Annotated in this window: 21 protein-coding genes; 13 read left to right on the top strand and 8 right to left on the bottom strand. The window is 65.3% G+C overall.

Going from position 1 to position 24,424, the window contains the following annotated elements; translation table 11 throughout:
* Positions 1–23 precede the first annotated feature (23 nt).
* A complete protein-coding gene (locus tag ACLEJP_RS02095) occupies positions 24–1,928 on the bottom strand; it encodes a S8 family serine peptidase (protein WP_440804147.1) in 1,905 nt (634 codons plus the stop codon).
* Positions 1,929–2,093: 165 nt separating this feature from the next.
* Between ACLEJP_RS02095 and ACLEJP_RS02090 the strand changes: the two genes are divergently transcribed.
* From ACLEJP_RS02090 to ACLEJP_RS02070, 5 genes are all read left to right on the top strand, one after another.
* On the top strand, positions 2,094–3,110 hold the full coding sequence (locus ACLEJP_RS02090; RefSeq protein WP_440804145.1) for an ABC transporter substrate-binding protein: 1,017 nt from the start codon (positions 2,094–2,096) through the stop codon (positions 3,108–3,110).
* A 78-nt stretch (positions 3,111–3,188) separates the two neighbouring features.
* A complete protein-coding gene (locus ACLEJP_RS02085; protein WP_440804143.1) occupies positions 3,189–4,052 on the top strand; it encodes a LysR family transcriptional regulator in 864 nt (287 codons plus the stop codon).
* Between the two features lie 139 nt (positions 4,053–4,191).
* The gene (locus ACLEJP_RS02080; RefSeq protein ID WP_440804141.1) at positions 4,192–5,109 is read left to right on the top strand and encodes an AEC family transporter; all 918 of its coding nucleotides are present in this window, start codon (positions 4,192–4,194) and stop codon (positions 5,107–5,109) included.
* A 34-nt stretch (positions 5,110–5,143) separates the two neighbouring features.
* Entirely contained in the window at positions 5,144–5,755 is a 612-nt protein-coding gene (locus ACLEJP_RS02075; protein WP_440804139.1) for a cell wall hydrolase, read from the top strand.
* Positions 5,756–5,949: 194 nt separating this feature from the next.
* Complete coding sequence (locus ACLEJP_RS02070; protein ID WP_289132459.1) at positions 5,950–6,801, top strand: CAP domain-containing protein; 852 nt, start codon at positions 5,950–5,952, stop codon at positions 6,799–6,801.
* A gap of 136 nt (positions 6,802–6,937) precedes the next feature.
* On the opposite strand, the gene ACLEJP_RS02065 is transcribed toward ACLEJP_RS02070, so the two are convergent.
* Positions 6,938–7,906, bottom strand: coding sequence for a GlxA family transcriptional regulator (locus ACLEJP_RS02065; protein ID WP_440804136.1), 969 nt, complete (start codon positions 7,904–7,906; stop codon positions 6,938–6,940).
* A gap of 104 nt (positions 7,907–8,010) precedes the next feature.
* Here ACLEJP_RS02065 and ACLEJP_RS02060 point away from each other — a divergent pair, with 104 nt between their 5' ends.
* Positions 8,011–8,622 carry a LysE family translocator gene (locus ACLEJP_RS02060; RefSeq protein WP_440804134.1) on the top strand — a complete coding sequence of 204 codons (612 nt, stop codon included), beginning with the start codon at positions 8,011–8,013 and terminating at the stop codon, positions 8,620–8,622.
* A gap of 34 nt (positions 8,623–8,656) precedes the next feature.
* Here ACLEJP_RS02060 and ACLEJP_RS02055 read toward each other — a convergent pair whose 3' ends face one another.
* A complete protein-coding gene (locus ACLEJP_RS02055) occupies positions 8,657–9,856 on the bottom strand; it encodes an MFS transporter (RefSeq protein ID WP_440804132.1) in 1,200 nt (399 codons plus the stop codon).
* Positions 9,857–9,961: 105 nt separating this feature from the next.
* Complete coding sequence (locus ACLEJP_RS02050; RefSeq protein ID WP_440804130.1) at positions 9,962–10,867, bottom strand: LysR family transcriptional regulator; 906 nt, start codon at positions 10,865–10,867, stop codon at positions 9,962–9,964.
* A gap of 117 nt (positions 10,868–10,984) precedes the next feature.
* Between ACLEJP_RS02050 and ACLEJP_RS02045 the strand changes: the two genes are divergently transcribed.
* The 3 genes from ACLEJP_RS02045 (at position 10,985) to ACLEJP_RS02035 (ending at position 15,324) form a co-directional block, all read left to right on the top strand.
* On the top strand, positions 10,985–11,335 hold the full coding sequence (locus tag ACLEJP_RS02045; RefSeq protein WP_440804128.1) for a cupin: 351 nt from the start codon (positions 10,985–10,987) through the stop codon (positions 11,333–11,335).
* 191 nt (positions 11,336–11,526) lie between these two features.
* A complete protein-coding gene (locus ACLEJP_RS02040; protein WP_440804126.1) occupies positions 11,527–13,944 on the top strand; it encodes a glucose/quinate/shikimate family membrane-bound PQQ-dependent dehydrogenase in 2,418 nt (805 codons plus the stop codon).
* Between the two features lie 111 nt (positions 13,945–14,055).
* On the top strand, positions 14,056–15,324 hold the full coding sequence (locus ACLEJP_RS02035; protein ID WP_440804123.1) for a carbohydrate porin: 1,269 nt from the start codon (positions 14,056–14,058) through the stop codon (positions 15,322–15,324).
* Between the two features lie 41 nt (positions 15,325–15,365).
* Here the strand turns inward: ACLEJP_RS02035 and argE are convergent, their stop codons facing one another.
* On the bottom strand, positions 15,366–16,526 hold the full coding sequence (argE, locus tag ACLEJP_RS02030) for an acetylornithine deacetylase (RefSeq protein ID WP_440804120.1): 1,161 nt from the start codon (positions 16,524–16,526) through the stop codon (positions 15,366–15,368).
* A complete protein-coding gene (locus tag ACLEJP_RS02025) occupies positions 16,519–17,196 on the bottom strand; it encodes a DUF1028 domain-containing protein (RefSeq protein WP_440804118.1) in 678 nt (225 codons plus the stop codon). The genes argE and ACLEJP_RS02025 overlap by 8 nt, the downstream gene beginning before the upstream one ends.
* Positions 17,197–17,500: 304 nt before the next feature.
* Here ACLEJP_RS02025 and ACLEJP_RS02020 point away from each other — a divergent pair, with 304 nt between their 5' ends.
* Together ACLEJP_RS02020 and ACLEJP_RS02015 are read left to right on the top strand one after the other, a co-directional pair.
* The gene (locus ACLEJP_RS02020; protein ID WP_440804116.1) at positions 17,501–18,820 is read left to right on the top strand and encodes a flavin-containing monooxygenase; all 1,320 of its coding nucleotides are present in this window, start codon (positions 17,501–17,503) and stop codon (positions 18,818–18,820) included.
* Positions 18,820–19,236 (top strand): RidA family protein, encoded by a 417-nt coding sequence (locus ACLEJP_RS02015; RefSeq protein ID WP_225777504.1) that lies wholly within the window; start codon positions 18,820–18,822, stop codon positions 19,234–19,236. Before ACLEJP_RS02020 ends, ACLEJP_RS02015 begins: the two co-directional genes overlap by 1 nt.
* Positions 19,237–19,338: 102 nt before the next feature.
* Here ACLEJP_RS02015 and pgm read toward each other — a convergent pair whose 3' ends face one another.
* Positions 19,339–20,976 (bottom strand): phosphoglucomutase (alpha-D-glucose-1,6-bisphosphate-dependent), encoded by a 1,638-nt coding sequence (gene pgm / locus ACLEJP_RS02010; RefSeq protein WP_440804113.1) that lies wholly within the window; start codon positions 20,974–20,976, stop codon positions 19,339–19,341.
* Between the two features lie 167 nt (positions 20,977–21,143).
* Between pgm and ACLEJP_RS02005 the strand changes: the two genes are divergently transcribed.
* Entirely contained in the window at positions 21,144–21,791 is a 648-nt protein-coding gene (locus ACLEJP_RS02005; RefSeq protein ID WP_440804111.1) for a DUF1345 domain-containing protein, read from the top strand.
* Between the two features lie 275 nt (positions 21,792–22,066).
* Positions 22,067–22,327: a DUF1652 domain-containing protein gene (locus ACLEJP_RS02000; RefSeq protein ID WP_170030233.1), complete on the top strand. Its 261-nt coding sequence runs from the start codon at positions 22,067–22,069 to the stop codon at positions 22,325–22,327.
* Here ACLEJP_RS02000 and ACLEJP_RS01995 read toward each other — a convergent pair.
* Positions 22,324–24,414, bottom strand: coding sequence for a putative bifunctional diguanylate cyclase/phosphodiesterase (locus ACLEJP_RS01995; protein WP_440804107.1), 2,091 nt, complete (start codon positions 24,412–24,414; stop codon positions 22,324–22,326). The two genes, ACLEJP_RS02000 and ACLEJP_RS01995, sit on opposite strands and share 4 nt — an antisense overlap.
* Positions 24,415–24,424: the final 10 nt, after the last annotated feature.

The raw sequence follows: 24,424 nt of genomic DNA, 5'->3' as shown, positions 1-24,424 counted from the left end.
AGGCGCCGGCCCGGCTTCAGGCTTCAGGCTTCGAACCTGCCGCCGCCGAGAATGCGGTCCAGCAACACCAGAGCGCCATGGACATTGGGCCTTGCCCCCATTGGTAGTACGTCGGTATCCGGCAAAGTGGCATCGTGGTAACCGGACGACATGACCAGCTGGTGCATCTGGTTGCCATCGAGATAGATGTGGTGGTGTTCAATGGCGTAGGACTGGATCAGGCTGAGCGCCCCACACACCATCGGTGTTGCGCTTGAAGTGCCAGAGTAGGCGTCCGTGTAGTCCCTGTCGTTGCCCGACAAGTCCTGCAATTTGCCATAGGATAATGTGACCACGCTGTCGCCCCAGGCGTTGAGCATGCGGTAGCGATAGTGATGGTTGGAATAGGCGTGGGGCTTGCCGTCATACGAGTGGCAGGCGCCCACCAGGATCGTTCCCGAGTCGCCATGGTCGGCAAAATAGCGCCAGTGGGCCAGGTCAACCCCCTGCCCCGCCTGGGTATCTTTATCAGCCAGGGTACTGTTGCTGCCATTGGCCGCCGCGTTTACCACCACTGCGCCGCGCTGGTTCAGCGTGTGCATTACCGTCCACCAGGCCTTGTCGTGCAGGGACGGCAGCATGGTGCTGAGCACATCGATATGGGCAGTCTGGCGATTGACACCGACGATATCGCCAGGATTTACATTGCGCAGCAGGTCCTTGAGCGCCTGGAAATTGCCCTGTGCATCGTTCGTGCGGTTGTTGTACAGGTACAGTTCGCTGTCATGACTGATGCCGGTTACCCCCACCCCGTCCGGCCTCGCCAGGATGATGCCCACCGATGCAGTACCGTGCTGGGGATTATCGTTGGGCTCGGACGACACGACTTTCAGGGCAGGATTGCCGCGCAGTTCCTCGTGCTGTGGGTACAGGCCCCCGTCGCAGAAATGGATACGCGCACCTTTGCCCGTCACCTGGTTTGCCCAAGCCTTGCGAACATTCAGGCCCCGCCATCTGTGGCCGGGCGCGTCGAGGTAAGTTTGTTGCGCTTCGAAGTCAGGGGTGGGCTGGGCATTTTCATAGGCCTTGTTGCCTGCCGCCACGATGGCGCCGGTCAGCAGCGTCGCCACCACCGCGGCCAGGCCGAGTAGTAGCAGGCCAGGTTCCGGCATGGCTGGCAGAACGTGGAGCGAGCACACATAGTCCTGTGCCGCCAGGGTACGCAGCAATGCCAGGTAGGTGTCATTGAGCATGCTGGCTGGCTGATCGAGCCAGTAATACTGGCGCAATGGCCTTAGCCTGTCGTCACCGCGTTCCTGCTCGTCCAGTACCGGCCTGAGCGTGATGATTGATTTCAGGTTCGGCCACAGGCGCAGCAGCGTCGAGCCCGAGCCGGGCTCCAGGTCATCGATAAAGCGTTCATGCCCCCCGTCACCGAACTCGATGAGCAGCGTCGGGTAGGCGCTGCCTGGTGGCAACGCTACCGGTGGTGGCAACGCATCTTCAGTCGGGGACGGCTGCAGCGCTGAGCGCTTGCGGCGCCCGCCGGAACCGGGCAGCGGGATATTGTCGAGTACGCTGCGGTTGTTCTCGCCGGCCTTGATATCCAGCATCAGCGGCGGCATGTCGATCACACCAGCAGCACCGAGTGGCCGGTTCATCGCCTGCGCATGCTCATCCAGCAACACCACCCTTGGCCGAATTGAATAGACACCTGCCTTTTCATCGGCGACCAATGTGGCTGGGCAGCCGTGATCACTGAGTTTGCCACTGCGGGCCTGGGAATATACCGAGACGCCCTTGAACGATACCGGGCCATCCGGGTCATGACGTTCAAGTTCGTAACGAATGCGGTTGACCTTGTGCAGGTCCGGGCCAAGACAGCGAACATGCAGTTTGCCGTCGTAACGGAAGTTGCGGTAATAAACGAAATTCAGGTCCAGGGTCATCGGGAAACTCCTGCTAGCGGGTGGATACCAAATGGCACGCCACCTTTGCAGCCTGTGGCCCGCATGGGCAGCAGGATTGTGTTCCTATCTGCCCTGGCACGGTCGGCCAAGGCGCTCGTCTACACTTGCCCGCAGCCACCCAACGGCAACCGACGAGGCCCCCGGATGAAGAAGATCCCAACACTGTTGGCCGGCCTGCTGCTCACCGCAGGCCTGGCCACTACCGACAGCGCCGCCTCGGCCGAACGCAGCGAGCCCATCCACTTTGGCGCCATCGGCTGGGAAAGCGGGGCCCTGACCACGGAAATCCTGCGGCTGATCGTGGAGCGTGGCTATGGCTACCCCACCGACACCCTGCCCGGCAGCACGGTCAGCATGGAGGTCGCGCTGGCCCGCAACGACCTGCAGGTGATCGCCGAGGAATGGGCCGGGCGCAGCCCCGCCTGGGTCAAGGCCGAGCAGGCCGGCCAGGTGTATGCCCTGGGTGATACGGTGAAGAACGCCGAAGAAGGCTGGTGGGTGCCGGCCTATGTGATCGAAGGCGACAGCGCCCGCCAGCTCAAGCCCGTGGCGCCCGACCTGCGCAGCGTCGACGACCTCAAGCGCTACCCGCAGGTATTCCGTGACCCGGAAGCCCCGGGTAAAGGCCGCTTCCTGAACAGCCCCACCGGCTGGACCTCGGAAACGGTCAACAGCCAGAAGCTCAAGGCCTACGGCCTGGATGAGCTGTACAACAACTTCCGCAGCGGCTCCGGGGCGGCAATGGATGCCGAGATCGCTGCGGCCATCCGCCGCGGCAAACCCGTGCTGTTCTACTACTGGAACCCGACCCCGTTGATGGGCCGCTACAAGCTCGTACGCCTGGAAGAACCGCCGTTCGATGCCCAGGCCTGGGCCACCCTCACCGACCCTGGCAACCCTGAGCCGAAGGGCAGCCGTTCCCTGCCGGCGAAATTGTCGATCGGGGTGTCCAAGGCGTTTCACCAAAGCCACCCGGAGCTGGTGAGCGTGTTCGAGCGAGTGGACTTGCCGATCGATCGGCTGAACAAGGCCCTGGCCGAAATGAGCGAAAAGCGCACGCGGCCCCGCGATGCCGCGCTCGCCTTCCTGCGCGATAACCGCGAGGTGTGGAAACCCTGGCTGCCGGCAGACGTCGCCGCCAAGGTCGAAGGCAGCCTGTAGGCAGCCGCCTGGGGCAGGCTTGCTGGCAACCGGAGCGGGCCTGACAATGCACTGACCGTTCAGCCCGGACCCACCTGCATGTCCCTCAAAGCCCTGCGCACCTTGGTGACCATTGCCCGCCACGGCACGTTCGCGCGTGCCGCCGACCTGCTCAGCCTCACCCCCTCGGCGGTGAGCCTGCACATCAAGACCCTCGAAGACGAATTGCACGTGACCCTGTTCGACCGCAGCCGCCGGCAGGTGGCACTGACCGAGGCCGGCCAGTTGGCGGTTGCCCGTGCCGAGGCCATCCTGGCTGCCTATGATGAACTGGCCGACGCCTTGGCCAGCGGGCCGAGCCTGCGCGGTCGCCTGCGCCTGGGGGCGATCCATACGGTACTGGCGCGGCGCTTGCCCAAGGCGCTGGTGTGGCTGAAGGCACACCACCCGCAGTTGCACATCAGCGTGGCGTCCGGCATGTCGGCCGAACTGGCGCGACGCGTGGAAGATGGCGAGCTGGATGCCGCGATCACTACCGAACCGGTCAGTCCCTACCCGCAGAGCCTGGAATTCACCGCGTTGTTCGAAGACCGCTTCTGGGTCATCGCCAGCCCCGAGCTGGCCGGGCGCAGCGTGGCGCAGTTGCTGGCCAGCCAGCCGTTCCTGCGTTTCGACAAGCGGGCCTGGGCCGGGCGACAGATCGAACAGGAACTGCGCCGCCAGCACCTGCAAGTGAGCGAACAGATGGAACTCGACAGCCAGGAAGCCTTGGCACGCATGGCCGTGATGGGCCTGGGCGTGGCCATCATTCCCATGGCTGACGAAGACCTTGCCCGCTTGCCGCCGGCCACGTGTTTGCCGTTTGGCGAACCGCAACTGATCCGGCGCGTGGTGTTGCTGGAACATGAGAAAAGCCAGCGGCGGCACTTGAGTGCAGTACTGAAAACCGCGCTTGAAGCTTGAAATTACGGTCGACGCTCCTGGGTAAGCCTGCTTCCGGCCAACGTGCATTTTTTCTCAACAGTCAGTGAAGAAAACAACGTTTTTACAGATCGGTTGCGCCCCGTAGTCTGTGCCCGTACCCGTCCACGGAACGCTGACCATGCTCCACTTGCTGCTGACCACCCTGCTGCCGATCATCCTGCTGATTGCCCTGGGCTCCCTGCTGCGCTTGCGCGGCTTCCTTGCCGATAGCTTCTGGCCTGGCGCCGAACGCCTGAGTTACTACGTGCTGCTGCCATCGTTGTTTCTGCACGGCCTGGCCAGCGCCAACCTCGACGGCGTGCCGGTGCTGGGCATGGTCGGCGTGCTGATGCTCTCGACCATCGCCGGGGCGGTTCTGCTGGTGCTGTACCAGGGCGCAAGCAACCACGACGGCGCCGATTTCACCTCGGTGTTCCAGGGCGGCATCCGCTTCAACAACTACATCGGCGCCACCCTGGCAGCGGGCCTCTACGGCAGCGCGGGTATCGCCCTGGCTGCAGTCGCCAACGCCGCCATCGTGCCCTTGGTCAACCTGCTTTGCGTGCTGGTGTTCGCCCGTTTCAGTGCCCGTCATAGCTCGCCTGCCACGGTGCTAAGGGCGATCTTCGCCAACCCCTTGATCATCGGCTGCGCTGGCGGCTTGCTGCTGCGCGCCAGCGGGCTGGGCTTGCCGGCCGCTATCGAACCTACGGTCAAGGCCCTGGGCCAGGCCGCCCTGCCGCTGGGCCTGCTGTGCGTCGGCGCCGCCCTGGGCGGCGCCAGCCTTGGCCGGCAGGTGCGCCCGCTGATGGCCGCATCGGCGTTCAAGTTCCTGGTCATGCCACTGACCACCTGGGGCTTGTGCCGGCTGCTGGGCCTGGGTGGCCAGGCGGCGACGGTGGCGGTGCTGTTCCAGGCGCTGCCCACGGCTTCCTCGTCCTATGTAATGGCCCGGCAGATGGGTGGTAACGCACCGCTGATGGCAGCCATCATCGCCTTGCAGACCGTGGCGGCCGCCGTGACCTTGCCTTTGGTACTCATGCTGACACTTGACTAGACTGTGAACCAGCCCACAGATCGGGAGCGTGCCCATGCGCCTTGCGTGGATGGTGGTCGGACTGGCCTCGGCGATGCTCGCAGGCCCCTTGCAGGCGGCCGATGCGGCCAAGGCCGCCGTCGCCGAGGACAAGGCCGAAGTACTCGAGGAAAAAGTGGTGGAGAACGCGCCACCCCCCAGGAAGGCCGAAATCCTCACCCCCGGTGAGGCGCAGGCCGTGGACCCGGCCGGCCAGGCGCCGCTGGATGACAGCCTCACCTGCCTGGCCCGCACTGTCTACTGGGAAGCCAAGGGTGCCGACGCCGAGGACATGGCCGCCGTGGCCAGCGTGGTGCTCAATCGTCTGGGCAGCGAGGGCTTCCCGGACACCATCTGCGGCGTGGTCAAGCAGGGTGTCGAGAGCAAGGCCTGCCAGTTCTCCTGGTGGTGCGACGGGCGCCCCGACCAGGTCGAGGAGCCGCAGCGCTATGGCGTCGCCAAGGAGATCGCGCGCAAGGCGCTCAACCAGCAACTGAAAGACACCACCGGTGGCGCGCTGTACTTTCATGATCGCAATGTGCACCCGGACTGGGCCAAGGCCTATCGCAGGACGGCCCAGACCCGGCATTTTCTCTTCTACAAGCCAAACCAGGCGCTGGCGCGCTGAACCCCGCCCCGGCCAGCCATGGCAATGAGGCGGCAGATCGCACTTTTTCGGCGCTGGCCGGTCTACTCCCTCTTTTGCCGCCAGCAACGATTGCCGGCGTTTTCATTGCTTTGCACGATCCCGGGCCAAAAGCCCCGGGCTTGTGTAGGATGAGCAGCGCAAACCACGACGCTGCCAGTCATAGGGAGATCCACATGCGCGTCCTGTCATCCGTTGCCGCCTTGTCGCTGGCCCTGGTCGTCTCGACCGGGGCACTGGCTGCCACCGGCGAAGAGGCGCAACTGATCGATTCGATCAATACCTACCGCAGCAAGGCCCAGCCCTGTGGTGGCGAAGCGTCGCTGGAGCTGCCGCCGCTCAACAGCGATACCCGCCTGGCGTTGTCGCCAGAAGGTACCCGCGACCTGCAGCAGGCAATGACCCGCGCCGCCTACCCCATGGTCAACGTGCAGGCCATCAGCCTGTCCGGGCCGCGCGATGCACGCGCTGCCATGCACGCCATCGAGGAGAGCTTCTGCCAGGTGGTGCTCGACCCGCAGTTCGTCGATATCGGCGTCAGCCAGGAAGGCCGCGAATGGCGTATCGTGCTGGCGCGGCCGCTGCTCAGCGGCCGCCTGGGCGACTGGCAGGCCGAAGGGCAGAAAGTACTGCAGGAAATCAATGCTGCGCGCAAAGTGCCGCGCCAGTGCGGTGGCCAGCCGTTTGCCGCGGCCCCGGCGCTGAGCTGGAGCGGCGTGCTGGCCGGCGTCGCCGCCAACCACACCCGGGCCATGGCCAACCAGAACTTCTTCGACCATATCGACAAGGATGGCCGTACCCCCGGTGACCGGGCCGAACTGGCCGGCTACCTGTACCGGCAGATTGGCGAGAACATCGCCGCAGGGCGTGATACCGCGCACAAGGTAGTCGATGGCTGGCTGGACAGCCCGGGGCATTGCGCCACGCTGATGAACCCGGAGTTCCGCGAACTGGGGGCTGCCTATGCGGTGGACCCGAAAAGCGATGCGGGCATCTACTGGACGGGGGTGTTCGGGGCTCCGCAATGAGGCAGGCGGAGATAGCCTGGTTTCAGCCGTTCGGCATGAGCGGCTCAGCGCACATCGTTGTATCCCTCCATGGTCGCGGATACCGGCAGAGCCAGTGCCACTCTCCGCGTCGCCTGCATCGCGGATGAATCCGCTCCTACTGGGCACTTGCACGCAATTCAAGGGCGCTGCAACCGAACCGCCGGCGTATGCACTTGCCCAGGTAACTGGCGTCGCCCAGGCCCACTTCGTCGGCAATCTGCGCCAGGCTATGGCTGGAATTGAGCAAGCGCCAGCGCGCCTGCTGCAAGCGCATTTCCAGCCACCAGGCCTTGGCGCTCACGCCATGGCTGGCATGAAACTGCCGGTCCAGCTGGCGGCGGCTGATGCCCAACTCCGCTGCCAGGCGCTCCACCGCCCACGACGTCCCCAAGTGATGCCGCATCAGCGCTTGTGCCCGCTGCACCTGCCGCCCCTGCCCTGGCCCCAGCTCCAGCGAGCGCAAGGCATGGCGGCTGTCACGCGGGTCATCCACCAGCATGTCAGCGAGGCCCTTGAGCGCCCGGGTGCGCCCACAGACGCCGGACAACAGCGCGACGGCCAGGTCGATGGCAGCGGTACCACCCGCGCAGGTGATGCGGCCACCGTCAATGCAATACAGCTGCTCAGGCAGCACCTGTAACTGCGGGAAGGCTGCACGGAACTCGGCCTCATGGCGCCAGTGCACGACCACCTTGTGCCCCTCCAGCAAACCGCATGCAGCCAGCAGGAAGGCGCCATTGTCCACCCCCACCAACTTGACGCCGGCTTTGCCCGCTTGCCTGAGCAGCGCCTTGTAGCAGGGCGCCAATGCGGCCGTGGCCATGGCATTGCGCCCACCGAATACCACCAGGTAATCGAAACTGGCCAGGTCAAGCTGGCTGACCAGCGCCTCGACCTGCACCACCGCACCACTGCTCGAGCGTACCGGGTCAGGGCTGAGCCCGGCCACGGTCCAGCTGCAATAGCGCTGCTGGCTGTAATCCTCGTCATCGGCGCTGAAGCGCAATTTGTCGAGAAAGGCGCCGAACGGCAGCAAGGCGAACTCCGGTAACGGCAAGATCAGCAAGCGGATGTCGGGTGACATGGCATAGCGTCCAGAAACGACCATGGAATGTCCAGATCATACCCCGGCGGGACAAGGTCCAGACCATAGACTGGGCCCTTCTTCTCAATGAGGCTCATCCCGTCATGGCACTCGACACCTGGCTGATCTACCTGCTGGCCAGCATCGGCTTGTCGCTCACCCCAGGCCCCAACAGCCTGCTGGCCCTGAGCCACGGCGCCTTGTACGGCGCACGGCGGACCTTGTTCACCATCATCGGCGGGGTGTTCGGCTTCAGCGCCCTGATCGCCTTGGCCATGTTCGGCCTCAGCACGTTGCTGCAGGCCTCGGCCTCGCTACTGAACGTGCTCAAGTGGCTGGGGGGGGCCTACCTGGTCTGGCTGGGGATCCAGCTGTGGCGCAGCCCGGGCCTGCACCTTGAGTTGACCGGGCTAAGCGCCCGGCTAGGCAATGCCGGTCTGTTCCGCCAGGGCCTGCTGTCGGCCATGGCCAACCCCAAGGTGCTGTTGTTCTATGGTGCGTTCCTGCCGCAATTCATCGACCCGCAGCGTGGGCTGTTCTCGCAGTTCGTGGTCATGGCGGCGACCTTCGCCAGTGTCGAGTTTCTGGTCGAATACCTGTTGGCCCGCCTGGCGTTTCGCATCCGCCCCTGGCTGGCCAAGGGCGGCAAAGGCTTCAATCGCTGCTGTGGCAGCCTGTTTGCCCTGATCGGCGTGGCGCTGCCGCTTGGGCGATGAGCCAGGCAGCTTGCGCAGCAGCGCACATCGTCCTTCAGTTGCGACGGGCCTTGGCCAGGAAGATGACCAAGGCTACGCCCGGCAACCCTGCCCCCACCCACGCCACGCCCTGCCAGCCGAACTGGCTGAACACTGCGCTGGCGACCGCCGAGCCCAGCGCCCCGCCGAGGAAGATGCTGGTCATGTACACCGCGTTGAGCCGCCCGCGGCTGGCCGGGTCCAGCGCGTACACCTCGCGCTGGCCGATCACCATGTTCATCTGCACGGCGAAATCCAGCAGCACCCCGGTGAGGCCCAGGCCAATCACGCTGTAGCCCGGCGCTGTCAGCCCCAGCAGCAGGGCCGCCGGGGCCAGCAACAGCGCCAGCAGCGAGCCAGCCCGGGCATGCCCGGCATCGGCGAGGCGACCGGCCAGCGGGGCGGCAACGGCACCCACCGCGCCCACCAGGGCGAATACCGCGATCTGGCTCTGTGACAAGCCATGCTCACCGGCCAAGGCCATTGGCACCGCGGTCCAGTACAGGCTGAACGCCGCGAACATCAATGCCTGGTACAGCGAGCGCTGGCGCAGCAAGGGGTAGCGGCGCAGCAGTGTCAGCAGCGACAGCATCAAGCCGGCATAGCTGGCCTTGTGCTCGGGGCGACGCTGCGGCAGGGTCAGCGCCAGCAACAGGATGATCGCCAACATGACCCCGGCGGCACCGACGAACACCGCGCGCCAGCCGAAGTGGTCGGCCACCACGCTCGACAGCGGCCGCGCCAGCAGGATGCCCAGCAACAGGCCGCCCATGATGTTGCCGACCACGCGTCCACGCTGCTGCTCCGGCGCCAGGTGCGCCGCCAGCGGAATGAGCATCTGCACCGCTACCGAACTGAACCCGATCAGCAGCGCATAGCCGAGGAACAGCTGGCCCTGGCCACTGCGGCTGGTGCCTGCCAGCAGCAGGCTGATCCCGGCCAGCACCGCCGTGGCCACCATCAGCCGGCGGTTTTCCAGCAGGTCGGCCAGCGGCACCAGCAACAACAGGCCCAAGGCGTAGCCTAGCTGGGTGAGCGAGACGATCAGGCTGGCGTGTTCGGTGGACAGCCCAAGGTCCGGGGCGATCAGCCCGACGATGGGCTGGGCATAGTAGATGTTGGCGACAATCGCGCCGCAGCAGAACGCCAGCAGTGCGACCAGGGCCCGGCTCAGGCCGGTGGCTGCCGGCTGGGCAGCGGCAAGGGAGGGGTTCATGCGAGGTTCCTCGGCAACGGATGGAATATGCCAGCCACCTTACCCAGCGACGCTGACGCCGGGAATCCGGTGCTGGCGCAACGCGCTCTTGCGCGCTGCGCAACGCTAGCCACGCGGTGTCAGCAAGCCTTCGCAAAAGTGCATGAACGCATTCACCCGCCGAGAGCCACGATGGTTGGGCAGGTACAGGGCATTGATACTGCTGTTGGCCGCCCCGGGGCTGGCCTGCCAGTCAGCGAACACCCGCTGCAGGCGCCCCGCGGCAACATCCTCGTGCACCAGCCAATCGGCCAGCAGCGCAATACCGCTGCCGGCCAACGCGGTTTCGCGCAACAGGTCGGCATTGGCACTGCGCAACGGCCCGCTCACATCCAGCTCCAGGCTCTCCTGCGCCCGGGCCAGACGCCAGGGGCGGCCTTTCTGCCCGTAGCGAAAGCGCAGGCAGGCGTGCTCGAGCAACTGCCGTGGATGCTCCAGGGCGTCACGCCCGGCCAGGTAAGCCGGGCTGGCCACCAGCCACCGCTCGAAGCGCCCCAACTGGCGACACACCAGCTCGTCATTGGGTGAAGGGTCACCCAGGCGGATCGACAGGTCGTAGCGGCCATCGAGCAGGTCATCCAGGCGGTCGCTGAGGTCGATGTCCAGTTCCAGTGCCGGGTGCTGCGCCAGGAACGACCCGAGGTGCGGGGCGATGACCCGCCTGCCGAATTCCACCGGCAAGCACAGGCGCAGCACGCCGACAGGCTCCTCGCCGCGGTCGGCGACGCTGGCATCGGCCTCGTCCAGCGCTTCGAAAATACCCCGGGCACGCTCGTAATAGCGTGCGCCGGCCTCGGTCAGGCTGACCTGGCGCGTCGAGCGGTTGAGCAAGGTGGCGCCCAACGCGGTTTCCAGGGCATCGACCAGGCGTGTCACCGACGAGGTCGCCAGCCCAAGCCTGCGCGCGGCAGCCGAAAAGCCCTGGGCATCGACGGTGGCCACGAACATTTTCATCGCCAGGAGTTTGTCCATTTGCTGCCCGTCTTCCAAATTTCGGAAAGTTCTTACAAACGACCGGGCGGGTCAAGCAGCGCGGCACCTGGAAATCGCGTCCATAGTGGAAGCAGTCCCCTTCGAGCGAGGCATTCCATGACATTGCACAACCTCCTGACCGACCTGCCCCCTTGCGCCGCCACCAGCGCTGAACGTGTCGATGAGTTGCTCAGCCGCCCGGGGGTGCGCGTGGAACGCATCGTCTCCACCGGCCAGGCCAGCCCGCCCGGGTTCTGGTACGACCAGGCCGAAGGCGAATGGGTGGTCTTGCTCAGCGGTGCGGCGGGCCTGCGCTTCGAGCATGAACAGTACACCCGCCTGCTGGCAGCGGGCGATTGCCTGGACATCCCGCCACATTACCGCCATCGCGTGGAATGGACTGCCCCCGGCACAGCGACGATCTGGCTTGTGGTGTTCTACCGCAGTGGCAGTCCGTGGCCGGCGTAACCAGACAACATCCACAGCTGGGCCATATGAACCGCTTTTTCTCGTCATTTTCGCTACCTGATCCATACTTTTAGTGGCATTCGGGCTCGTTCTACCCTGCGACAATCAGCCTCACAAAATTATGTACCAACTTGTTAATTAGCAAGCTAAGCGTTTAAACTGCGCGTATTCCACCTGCTGAGATCCCTGGCATGAAAGCAATACCGCGCGCTTCCGGCGCTACACACATCATCCTGGTCGGCCTGGGCGTGATCATCGCCCTGCTTGGCCTCCTCCTGGCGGCGGGCGGCGTCAAGCTGGCCGGCCTGGGCGGTTCCTGGTACTTCCTGGTCGGCGGCCTGGCCATGGCCATCGCCGGTGTTCTCATCGCCCGTCGCAAGCCGGCTGGCGCCTGGCTGTACGCGGCGTTCCTGCTAGGTACCGCGATCTGGGCACTGGTCGACGTTGGCCTGGTGTTCTGGCCGCTGTTCTCGCGCCTGTTCATGTTCGGCGCCATCGGCCTGGTGGTGGCGCTGGTCTACCCGCTGCTGGCGCGTGCCAGCGGCGCCAGCAGCGGCCGTGGTGCCTATGGCGTGGCCGCGGTCATGGCCGTGGCGCTGGTCGTCGCCGTCGGCAACATGTTCGTTGCCCACCCCACTGTCGCCCCTGCCGGCAAAGGCCCGGGCATGACCCCGGTCGAGGCCGGCAAGCAGCAGAAGGACTGGGCCCACTACGGCAATACCGAAGGCGGCAGCCGCTTCGCCGCGCTGGACCAGATCAATCGCGACAACGTCAACAAGCTCCAGGTGGCCTGGACCTACCACACCGGTGACGTGGCCATCAGCGACGGCAACGGTGCGGAGGACCAGCTGACGCCGCTGCAGGTGGGCAACAAGGTGTTCATCTGCACCCCGCACAACAACCTGATCGCGCTTGACGCCGACTCCGGCAAGGAACTGTGGAAAAACCCGATCAACGCCCAGTCCAAGGTGTGGCAGCGCTGCCGTGGCATGGCCTATTTCGACGCCAGCGCGCCAATCGCCCAGCCAACCCAGCCGAACAGCACGCCGGTCACCGTCGGTAGCGTGCCGGCCGGTGCCAACTGCCAGCGTCGCCTGCTGACCAACACCATTGATGGCCGCCTGATTGCCGTCGACGCCGACACCGGCGAGTTCTGCCAGGGCTTCGGCAACAACGGCCAGGTCAACCTGCTGGCCGGCCTGGGCAACGTACCGGACTCCTACTACCAGCTGTCCTCGGCCCCGCTGATGGCCGGCACCACGGTGGTGGTCGGCGGGCGTATCGCCGACAACGTGCAGACCGACATGCCTGGCGGCGTGATCCGTGGTTTCGACGTGTTCAGCGGTGAAATGCGCTGGGCCTTCGACCCGGGCAACCCGCAAGACCGGCAGGCGCCACAGGGCGACAAGACCTACGTGCGCAGCACCCCGAACAGCTGGGCACCGATGTCCTACGACCCGGCGATGAACACCGTATTCCTGCCGATGGGCTCGTCGTCCACCGATATCTACGGCGTCGAACGCACCCGGCTGGACCACACCTACGGCGCTTCGGTGCTGGCCCTGGACGCCACCACCGGCAACCAGAAGTGGGTGTTCCAGACCGTGCACAACGACCTGTGGGACTTCGACCTGCCGATGCAGCCGAGCCTGATCGACTTCACCAGGGACGACGGCCAGTCGGTACCGGCGGTGGTGATCGGCACCAAGGCCGGGCAGATCTACGTGCTCGACCGCGCCACCGGCAAGCCGCTGACCCAGGTCGAGGAAGTGCCGGTCAAGCCCGGCAACATTCCCAACGAACCCTATTCCCCGACCCAGCCGAAGTCGGTGGGCATGCCGCAGATCGGCGCACAGACCCTGACCGAGTCCGACATGTGGGGCGCCACCCCGTACGACCAGCTGCTGTGCCGTATCGACTTCAAGAAGATGCGTTATGACGGCCTGTACACCGCACCCGGCACCGACCTGGCGCTGAGCTTCCCGGGCTCGCTGGGCGGCATGAACTGGGGCAGCATCTCCACCGACCCGGTGCATGGTTTCATCTTCGTCAATGACATGCGCCTGGGCCTGTGGATCCAGATGATCCCGTCGCAGAACAAGGGCGGTGCGGCCTCCGGCGGCGAGGCCCTGAACACCGGCATGGGCGCCGTACCGCTCAAGGGCACCCCGTATGCGGTAAACAAGAACCGCTTCCTCTCGGTAGCCGGTATTCCGTGCCAGGCGCCACCATTCGGCACCCTGACCGCCATCGACATGAAAACCCGCCAGGTGGCCTGGCAGGTGCCGGTCGGTACCGTCGAAGACACCGGCCCGCTCGGCATCCGCATGCACCTGCCGATCAAGATCGGCCTGCCAACCCTCGGCGGCACCCTGTCGACCCAAGGTGGCCTGGTGTTCATCGCCGGCACCCAGGACTTCTACCTGCGTGCCTATGACAGCAGCAACGGCAACGAGATCTGGAAGGCCCGCCTGCCCGTGGGCAGCCAGGGCGGCCCGATGACCTATGTCTCGCCGAAAACCGGCAAGCAATACGTGGTGGTCACTGCTGGCGGCGCGCGCCAGTCGACTGACCGTGGCGACTACGTGATGGCTTACGCTCTGCCGTAACACCGCGTCGCCTGCTTCGCGGGCACGCCCGCTCCCACAGGGCCACCAGTGGCCTTCGTGGGACGCGGGCTTGCTTGCGAATTCCCCCGCAACACACACCGAGATTCAGCAATGCCCCGCGTACCCCGCATCACCCCCACCCTGCTGCTGGCCCTGGCCAGCACCACCGCCCTGGCCGACGCCGACCTGACTACCCGCAGCACGCTTACCGGCGACTGGGGCGGCCTGCGCAAGCAGCTGGAAGCAGACGGCGTCAAGTTCACAGGCGACTACAGTGGCGAAACCGCCTACAACGCCCATGGCGGCCTGCACCGCTCGGCACGCTATTCGCAAAACCTGAAACTGGGCGTGCAGTTCGACCTGTCGAAGCTGTATGGCCTGGACAACGGCGGGAAAGTCCAGCTGACCGTCAACGACCGCCGCGGCAACAGTGCCTCGGAAGATTTGGTGGGCAACCGCCTGCCGATCCAGGAAAACTACGGTGGCCTCTATACCCGGCTGACCGAACTGAGTTACGAGCGCACCCTGTTCACCCCGGCGCTGAACGTCAAGCTCGGCTACATGGCCATGGGCAACGACCTCGGCGGCCTGGACAGCGGCATCCTGTGCAACTTCATGAATGCCGGTTTCTGCGGCCACCCGCTGAACATGTCCGGCGGCAGTGGCTGGACCAACTACCCCAATGCGCACTTGGGCGTACGGGTGAAATACGACCTGTCACCAGCCTGGCAACTGCGCGTGGCAGCCTTCAATGTCGACCCCGAGAGCAACGGCAACGCCAGCCGGGCCTGGCACCTGGGGCCCAAGCACACCACTGGCACCGTGGTACCGGTCGAGCTGGTATACAGGCTGCAGGACGAGCTGCCGGGCGAGTACAAGCTGGGCTACTACTACGACAGCTCCGATGTGAAGCGCATCGGCAGCGATGAACAGGTGTCGGGCCGTGGCGGCCACTACCTGCTGGTCGACCAGGCGCTGTGGAATGACCAACGCTCGCCGGGCCGCAGCCTGCATGCCTTCGGCCAGTACTCGGCATCGAGCAAGGCCGCCTCGCCGTTCACCCGCTGGTATGGTGCCGGCGTGGTGCTGTACCAGCCGTTCGAGGGGCGCCCGAAGGATACCGTGGCGCTGGGTTATGGCCGCGCCGTACCCAACCCGCGTAGCCGCGACGTACTGGAGGATGCCGCCTACAACGCTGGCCAGCCGTTCCCCGATATCGACAGCGCCGAGCAGCTGATCGAGCTGAGCTATGGCTACCAGGCCACGCCGTGGCTGAACCTGCGCCCGGACCTGCAGTACATCATCGAGCCAGGGGCATTCTCCGGGAAAGCCATCGACAACGCGCTGGTGCTTGGCCTGCAGGTCAAGGCCACCTTCTGAGGTGCATGGGCCGCGGTGCGGCTCATTCGCGGCCAGCCCGCTCAGTGCTGCCTGAGGTAATCCACCAGCCTCGACAGCATGGCATCACAGCCCTGCAACTGTTCGACACTGACAAACTCGTCCGGCTTATGCCCCTGCTCCATGCTCCCGGGGCCGCACACCACGGTGGGGATGCCCGCCTGGTCGAACAACCCGCCTTCGGTGCCAAACGCCACCGTAGCGAACGCCTCCGAGCCGCTCAGCAACGCCACCCACTGCGCCGCCTCACTGTCTGCCGGGGTCGCCAGCCCCGGATAGGCACTCAACGGTTGCAGGCGTATGGCGCTGGCCGCGTCGACCTTGCGCATGCGTGGTAGCAGCTCGGCCTCGGCATAGGTCTGCAACTGGTCGGCCACTGCCTGCGCGGCGAAGCCTGGCAATGCGCGTACTTCGAAATCGAACTCGCACTCTGCCGGCACGATGTTCAGCGCCCTGCCCCCTTTGATCACACCGGTCTGCACCGTAGAGAACGGTGGATCGAAGCGCGCGTCGTGATGTTCCGGCAAGGCCAGGGCCTCACCGATTTCCCCGAGCTTGCCGATCAGCTTCGCCGCAAATTCGATGGCATTCACCCCGTACGGCGCATAGGCCGAGTGACAAGCCGCACCTTGCACCTGGCAGCGCATCGCCAGCTTGCCCTTGTGCCCGAGTACCGGCTTGAGTTCGGTGGGTTCGCCAATCAGGCACAGCCGAGGCTTGTGCGGGCGCTGCTCAAGGGCGGCCAGCATCGAGCGCACGCCCAGGCAGCCGACTTCCTCGTCATAGGAAAACGCCAGGTGCACCGGCAGGCGCAACGGCTGCGCAAGCAACGCAGGCACAGCCGCCAGGACCGAGGCGATGAAGCCCTTCATGTCGGCAGTGCCGCGGCCATACAGACGGCCATCGCGCTCGCTCAGGGCAAACGGTTCGACGCTCCAGGCCTGGCCGTCTACCGGCACCACATCGGTATGCCCGGACAGCACTATGCCGCCAACATCCCTGGGCCCGATGGTGGCGAACAGGTTGGCCTTGGTGCCCTCCGGGTTATGGAACAGTTCGCTTTCCACGCCCAGCCCGGCCAGGTAATCGCGGATGAAACCGATCAGCGCCAGGTTGGAATCGCGGCTGACCGTGGCAAAGCCGATCAACCGGGCCAGCAGCACGCGGCTGGCATCTTCACTCATCGCCCGGTACTCCATAGCTTGGCGCCGCAGTCGGGTTCAGCGCGCGGGTGACATAGTCCTGCATCTGCGGCCGGTACGCCTGCCACAGGCCCTCGAGTGCGCCGATCGGGTCAGCGTCGGCCCAGTCCACCCGCAGGTCCACCAGCGGCCAGGTCAGTTCGCCGGCAATCTTCAACGCCGCCGAATGCACCGGCCCGGCCTCGCCACCCGCGGCCATCGCTGCCTGCATGGCCGCCAGCAGGCGATCGGCCAGGTGCCCCGCAGCCTGTTCGAAAGCCTGCACCATCGCCTCGATCACCTGGGGCGAGGCCAGCAGGTTGCCGGCTGCCGCGCATTGCTCACCGGCCACGGCATGGTGCGTGCCCAGGGCCTCCTTGCCGGTGAACAGCGCGACCTGGCCACGGCTGTCGATCACCGTGACCTGGCGGTATTCGCTCCAGCCATTGGCACTCAGCACCCTGTCCAGCGCCGCGGCAGGCGGCAACTGGCCCTGTTCCAGGACATCGAGAATCTGCGGCCCGAGCGCCGGCAAGGTGATGTTCTGCGTGGCCACCGCGCCGACGCCGGCCCGCACCCACGGGCAGCGGGCGCCCACCGCGATGCTCGACGAGCTGATGGCGATACCGAGCTGCCCGGTTTCCTGACAGCGGCCGATGATGGAAAAAGTCATGTCATGGTTCCTGTTGTGCTGTGCGATACGGGGCATTCTGGGTGGAACCTTCCGGCAGACGAAACCACCTTTTTCCGAGGCCTTGCAGAGGAAAAAACTAAGGCCAGGCCAAGCCCCGCCGAATCCTCGCAAATGCTGCTGCACTCAGCCCTGCAAGCCACAGGAATCGGGGCCTTCGCCGTTTTATCGGCAAGCCCAAGCTAAATACTATTTTCGCCGTTTCCACGGCATCCCTAGTCTGGCCCCAGGTAACGGCGGTCCGCCAAACCGACCTGACAAAAACCGCCTGAACAAGGGCTCGGACATGACACTGAACAATCTCGAAATCGACACCCTCGTGGTCGGCGCCGGCCAGGCCGGCGTGGCCATGAGCGAACACCTGAGCAAGCTTGGCGTGCCACACCTGGTGCTGGAGCGCAAGCGTATCGCCGAGGCCTGGCGCAGCGGCCGCTGGGACTCGCTGGTGGCCAACGGCCCGGCCTGGCACGACCGCTTCCCGGGGCTGGAATTCGACCTCGACGCCGATGCCTTTGCCGGCAAGGACCAGGTCGCCGACTACTTCGAGCAGTACGTACGCAAGTACAACCTGCCAGTACGCACCGGCATCGAAGTGAAGAAGGTCGTGCGCAACAGCGACCGTCCCGGCTTCACCATCGAAACCAATGAAGGCGTGATCCGCGCCAACCGCGTCGTCGCTGCCACCGGCCCGTTCCAGAAACCGGTGATTCCGGCCATTGCGCCGCAAGACAGCAACCTGCACCAGATCCATTCGGCGGCCTACTACAACCCCGCACAACTGCCTGCAGGGGCTGTACTGGTAGTGGGCGCCGGCTCCTCGGGTGTCCAGATCGCCGAGGAACTGATGCGTGCCGGGCGCCAGGTATACCTGTCGGTCGGTGCCCACGACCGCCCGCCACGCGCCTACCGCAACCGTGACTTCTGCTGGTGGCTGGGGGTGCTGGGTGAGTGGGATGCGGAAGTCGCCAAGCCCGGCCGCGAGCACGTGACCATTGCCGTTAGCGGTGCCCGTGGCGGCCACACCGTGGACTTCCGCGCCCTCGCCCACCAGGGCATGACCCTGGTCGGCCTGACCCAGTCGTTCGACAACGGAGTGGCACGCTTCCAGGACAACCTGGTGGAGAACATCAACCGCGGCGACGAGAACTACCTGGCCCTGCTGGATGCCGCTGATGCCTACATCCAGCGCAACGGCCTTGACCTGCCGGAAGAGCCCGAAGCCCGTAAACGCCTGGCCGATCCGGAATGCATGCGCAACCCGCTGCTGCAACTGGACCTGGCTGAGGCCGGTGTCACCAGCATCATCTGGGCCACCGGCTACAGCGTGGATTTCAGCTGGCTACAGGTCGACACCTTCGACGCCAACGGCAAACCCCAGCACCAGCGCGGCGTAGCCCGCGAGCCGGGCATCTACTTCCTTGGCCTGCCGTGGCTGTCGCGGCGTGGCTCATCGTTCATCTGGGGCGTGTGGCACGACGCCAAGCACGTCGCCGGCCACATCGCCACGCAACGCACCTATACCGCCTACCGCGACCGCCAGCAACGCGCCGCGGATGAGCAGCAACCAACCCGGATCAGCAACGTCAGCACCCTCGGAGCCCACTGATGCCTACCCATACTCGCATCCGCATGTTCAACACCAAGGCCACCTACCCCAACCAGACCCTGGACAACGACTTGTGCCAGGCGGTGCGTGCCGGTAATACCATCTATGTGCGCGGCCAGGTCGGCACCGACTTCGAAGGCAACCTGGTGGGCCTGGGCGACCCGCGGGCGCAGGCCGAACAGGCGATGAAAAACGTCAAGCAACTGCTCGAAGAGGCCGGCTCGGACCTGTCGCACATCGTCAAGACCACCACCTACATCACCGACCCGCGCTTCCGCGAGCCGGTATACAAGGAAGTGGGTAAATGGTTGAAGGGGGTGTTCCCGATTTCCACCGGGCTGGTGGTCGCCGGGTTGGCCCAGGCCGAGTGGCTGATGGAGATCGACGTGATCGCCGTGGTGCCCGACACCGTCTGACCGGTTTTACGCGGTCGATTGCAGGAGCGGCCTGGCGTCGCGATGGGCTGCGCAGCCCATCACGACACCAGGCCGCTCCTGCACGGCTTGCACTTGCCCGGATCAGGCGATCGCCGCGTCCACCAACACCTGCGCTTCCTGCACCAGGCGCTGCAGGTGTGCCTCGTCGATGAAGCTTTCGGCGTAGATCTTGTAGATGTCCTCGGTGCCCGACGGCCGCGCGGCGAACCAGCCATTGGCGGTCATCACCTTCAGCCCGCCGATCGCCTGGCCATTGCCTGGCGCGTGGCTGAGGATCTGCACGATCGGCTCACCGGCCAGTTCGGTCGACTTCACCTGCTCAGGCGCCAGCTTGCTCAGCAGCGCTTTCTGCCGGGCATCGGCCTTGGCTTCGACCCGCGTGGCGAATGGCTTGCCCAGCGCCGCGGTGAGGTCGGCGTAGGCCTGGCTCGGGTTGCGCCCGGTGCGGGCAGTCATCTCGGCAGCCAGCAAGGCCGGGATCAGGCCGTCCTTGTCAGTGGCCCAGACCGAGCCATCGCGGCGCAGGAACGAAGCCCCTGCACTCTCCTCGCCACCAAAGCCGAGCGAACCGTCGAACAGCCCTTGGGCAAAGAACTTGAAGCCCACCGGCACTTCGTACAGCTCACGGCCCAGGCGCTGGGTAACCCGGTCGATCAGGCCACTGGACACCACCGTCTTGCCCACTGCGGCATCACTGCGCCATTGCGGGCGGTGGCGGTACAGGTAGTCGATGGCCACGGCCAGGTAATTGTTCGGCTGCAGCAGGCCATCCGGGGTGACGATGCCGTGGCGGTCATGGTCGGGGTCGCAGGCGAACGCCACGTCGAAGCGCTCACGCAGGCCGATCAGGCCTTGCATGGCGTACGGCGAGGACGGGTCCATGCGGATCTGGCCGTCCCAGTCGACGCTCATGAAGCGGAAGGTCGGGTCGACCTCGGTATTCACCACTTCCAGGTCCAGTTGGTAGCGCTCGGCAATCGCCGACCAGTAACGAACCCCGGCCCCGCCCAGCGGGTCGACACCCAGGCGCAGCCTGGCGCCACGAATGACGTCGAAGTCGATGACGTTTTCCAGGTCGGCCACGTAGCTGCTGACGTAGTCGTGGCGCTGGGTAGTGGCTGCCTGCAGCGCCTGCGCATGCGGCATGCGCTTGACCCCCGCCAGGTTCGCCGCCAGCAGTTCGTTGGCCTTGGCCTCGATCCACTTGGTCACGTCGCTGTCGGCCGGGCCGCCATTGGGTGGGTTGTACTTGAAGCCACCGCTTTGCGGCGGGTTGTGCGACGGGGTGATGACGATGCCATCGGCCAGGCCCTGCACGCGGCCACGGTTATGGCAAAGGATGGCGTGGGACACGGCCGGGGTGGGCGTGTATTCATCGTCCTTGGACAGCATCACCTGCACACCATTGGCCGCCAGCACTTCCAGGGCGCTGGCGGTGGCCGGTGCCGACAGGGCGTGGGTGTCGGCGCCGATGAACAGCGGACCGTCGATCCCCTTCTCTTCGCGATACAGGCAGATGGCCTGGGTGATGGCCAGGACGTGGTATTCGTTGAAGCTCAACTCAAGTGAAGTGCCCCGGTGCCCCGAGGTGCCGAAGGCCACCCGCTGGGCCGCCACGGCCGCATCGGGGCGGCCGGTGTAGTAGGCGGTGAGCAGTCGTGGAATATCGACCAGCACGCTGGTCGGAGCCGGCTTGCCTGCCAAAGGACTGAGCGTCATGCAAAAACCTCGAGTTCAACGGATGTTGGGGATGTTGGGATTGGAGCGTGCAGTGTACTGAGAGTTGCAATGCCGTGCGATGGGCGACATCAAAGAAACATCAGGCCACACAGCCGTGCCCCGTGACCGTCTAGAGTAGTAGCCACACCCTTAGCCAGAGAGGCCACATGGCTTTCCACCGCCTGACCCACACCCACCCGCGCCTGACTGCCGCTACCTTGGTCGGCCTGCTCGGGGCGTGGCTGATTCCTGCAGACGACACCGTTCAGCACATCCTCGCCGGGTGGAACCTGGGTGTCTGGCTGTACCTGCTGCTGGTGTTCTACCTGACCTGGACCGCCACCCCGGCGAAAGTACACAAGGTCGCCCGCGTCGAAGACGAGAACGCCGGCCTGGTCCTGCTGACGGTGTGCATCGCCGCCATTGCCAGCCTCGCCGCCGTCACCCTGCAGTTGGTCTCCAGCCGCGGCCTGCAAGGCACAGCGTTGGCCCTGCACTACCTCTACACGGGCCTGACCGTGGCCGGTTCCTGGCTGTTGATCGGCTGCATTTTCAGCCTGCATTACGCGCGGCTGTTCTACACAGCGCAAAACCATGAACCCGCGCTGCGTTTCGCCGACGGCGAACGCCACCCGGATTACTGGGATTTCCACTACTTCTCGTTCACCATCAGCATGGCGGTGCAAACCTCGGATGTCGGCGTCGCCGGGCGCGGCCTGCGCAAGGTGGTACTGGCGCATTCAGTGGTGGGCTTCGTTTTCAATACCGCGATTCTCGGTTTCACCATCAACATCGCCGCAGGGTTGCTGGGTTAACCGCACCGTTCGTCCGAAAAAACCCGTCACCTGACACCGATGCAACGGCGGGCGACCCCAGGCCCAACTGACGCTATCCCGCCGGGAAGAGGCTTGCCTGAGCGGCACGCGGAGGGCGATGGCGTGGCCAAGGATGTGACCGCCATCATGCATTAGTACTTTTGTCGCATTTGCCAGCGAGAATCACCCGTGACAGGTGCTATGGTTACCTTCCCGGCGGCCATAGCATGATGGCCACCCGCTCACCACGTCCAGGCAAGGACAAGGAGGCTGGCATGAACAAGATGACGTTCCCCAACGCCTGCCAGGTGATGCGTTGGCATTTCCACCCGCTGGGCTTCGAAGCCAGCATGGATGCGCCGCGCAGCATGGTCGCGCGGTTGTTCGACCGCGCCACCGGCGAAACCCTGCTGGCCATTGCCGGCATCCCCTGCGCGGCGATCATGGCTGCCGCGGACGTGGAGCGCATCATCGAAGCCGTCGAAGCGGAAATGGATGCCTTCATCCCTGCCATCCCCCTGCGTGATGCGGTCTAACCCACTGCCGCATTGTCCTGACGCATGGCCTGCAACTTGCCCATGAACTGTTCAGCCGGCACTGGCTGGCCCAGCAGGTAGCCCTGCAACGAATCACAACCCAGGCGGGTCAGGAAGGCCTGCTGCTTGTCGGTTTCCACCCCTTCGGCAACGATACGCAGGCCCAGCGCCTGGCCCAGCGCCACGATCGCCGAAACGATGGCCGCATCATCGCTGTCCTGCTCCAGGTCGCGCACGAAACCGCGGTCGATCTTCAGCTCGTTGGCCGGCAGGCGCTTGAGATACATCAGGCTGGAATAGCCGGTACCAAAGTCGTCGATGGACAGATCCACACCCATGTCGGACAGGCGTTGCAACACTGTCAGGCTGGCATCGGCGTCGTGCATGGCGGTGGTTTCGGTGATTTCCAGGGTCAGGCAATTGGCTGGAAGGCCGCTCTGCTGCAACGCCCGGGCCACGCTTTCGACCAACCCGGCATGGCAGAACTGGATGGCCGACAGGTTCACCGCCATTCGCCAGTCCTGGTACCCCTGATCCAGCCATTGGCGCATCTGGCGGCAGGCCTCGATCAACACCCACTCACCGATAGGAATGATCAGGCCGGTCTTTTCCGCCAGGCCAATGAAGCGATCGGGCAGCAGCAGGCCCTGCTGCGGATGCTCCCAGCGCAGCAAGGCCTCGGCACCGATCGGCTGGCACGCCTGGGCGTCGAACTTGGGCTGATAATGCAGGCGGAACTGGCGCTGCTCCAGCGCCTGGCGCAGGTCCTGCACAAGCTGCAGTTGCTGGCGGGCATTGCTGTTCATCGACACGTCGAAGAAGCTGTAGCCGTTCTTGCCAGCGCTTTTGACGTGGTACATGGCGGCGTCGGCATTACGCAGCAGCTCGTGCTGGTCCTGGCCATTGCCCGGGTACAGGACAATACCCAGGCTCGCCGACAGTTGCAGGTCATGCTCGGCCACGCGGAACGGCCGTGATACCAGGTTGACCTGCTTCACCGCCACGTCCACGGCATCGTTCGGCTCCTGCAACTCCACCAGCAGCACGAATTCGTCGCCGCCGATGCGCGCCAGCGTATCCTGGCTGTGCAGGTGACCGCGCAGGCGGGCCGCCACGGCCTTGAGCAGCAGGTCGCCGATGTGGTGGCCGAAGGCATCATTGACCGGTTTGAAGCCATCCAGGTCGATGAACATCAGGGCAAAGCAGCCGCCCTGCTCCGCCACCTTGGCGATGGCTTGCTCGATACGGTCGGCCAGCAGGGTGCGGTTGGGCAGGTCGGTGAGGGTGTCGTGCAGCGCCAGCTGGGTGAGTTCCTGGTTGGCCAGGGTCAGCGACCGGGCCAGTTCGGCAGTGCGCGCCTCCAGGCGGGCATCCAGCACCGAGGTGAGCAAGGCCACGGCCAGCACCGCCAGGGTGGTGATCAGCACCAGGTAGACCAGACCATCGCCCTGCAAGCCCCCGGCCGCCAGCGCGCCGCAGAAGCTGCCCTCGGGAAAATTCGCCGCAGCCATGCCGGTGTAGTGCATGCCGACGATGGCAAACCCCATCACCACCGCCGCCAGGCCGCGGATCTGCCGCACGTAGGGGGTGTGCGTGCGCAGGCGGAAGGCAATCCACAAGGCCGCCGCCGAGGCGCCCACGGCAATCAGCAACGAGGCGCCGAACAGTGTCGGGTCGTAGTCGATGCCTGGCAGCATGCGCAGCGCCGCCATGCCGGTGTAGTGCATGCAGGCGATGCCGGCGCCCATGATCAAGGCGCCAAACACCAACTGCAGCCACGGCAGGCTCGGCTGGCTGACCAGCCACAAGGCAAACCCTGAGGACAGTACCGCGATCAGCAGCGAAAAGGCGGTCAGGGCCAGGTCATAGCCCAGGTCGATGGGCAGGCTGAAGGCGAGCATGCCGATGAAGTGCATCGACCATACACCGATTCCCATGGCCAGTGCGCCACCCCCCATCCACAACAACGCAGCGCGGCCCTTTGCCGTGGCGATGCGGCCGGTCAGGTCAAGCGCGGTATAGGACGCCAGGATCGCCACGCACAGCGAAATCAACACCAGCGAAGAGGAGTAGCTACCGGTCAGCATTGGAAGTTCC

It is taken from the genome of Pseudomonas sp. SMV7, from assembly GCF_052041995.1.
Taxonomy (GTDB): Bacteria; Pseudomonadota; Gammaproteobacteria; order Pseudomonadales; family Pseudomonadaceae; genus Aquipseudomonas.
The sequence above is the reverse complement of the archived record's forward strand: the minus strand, read 5'-3'. Positions and strand labels throughout refer to the sequence as shown.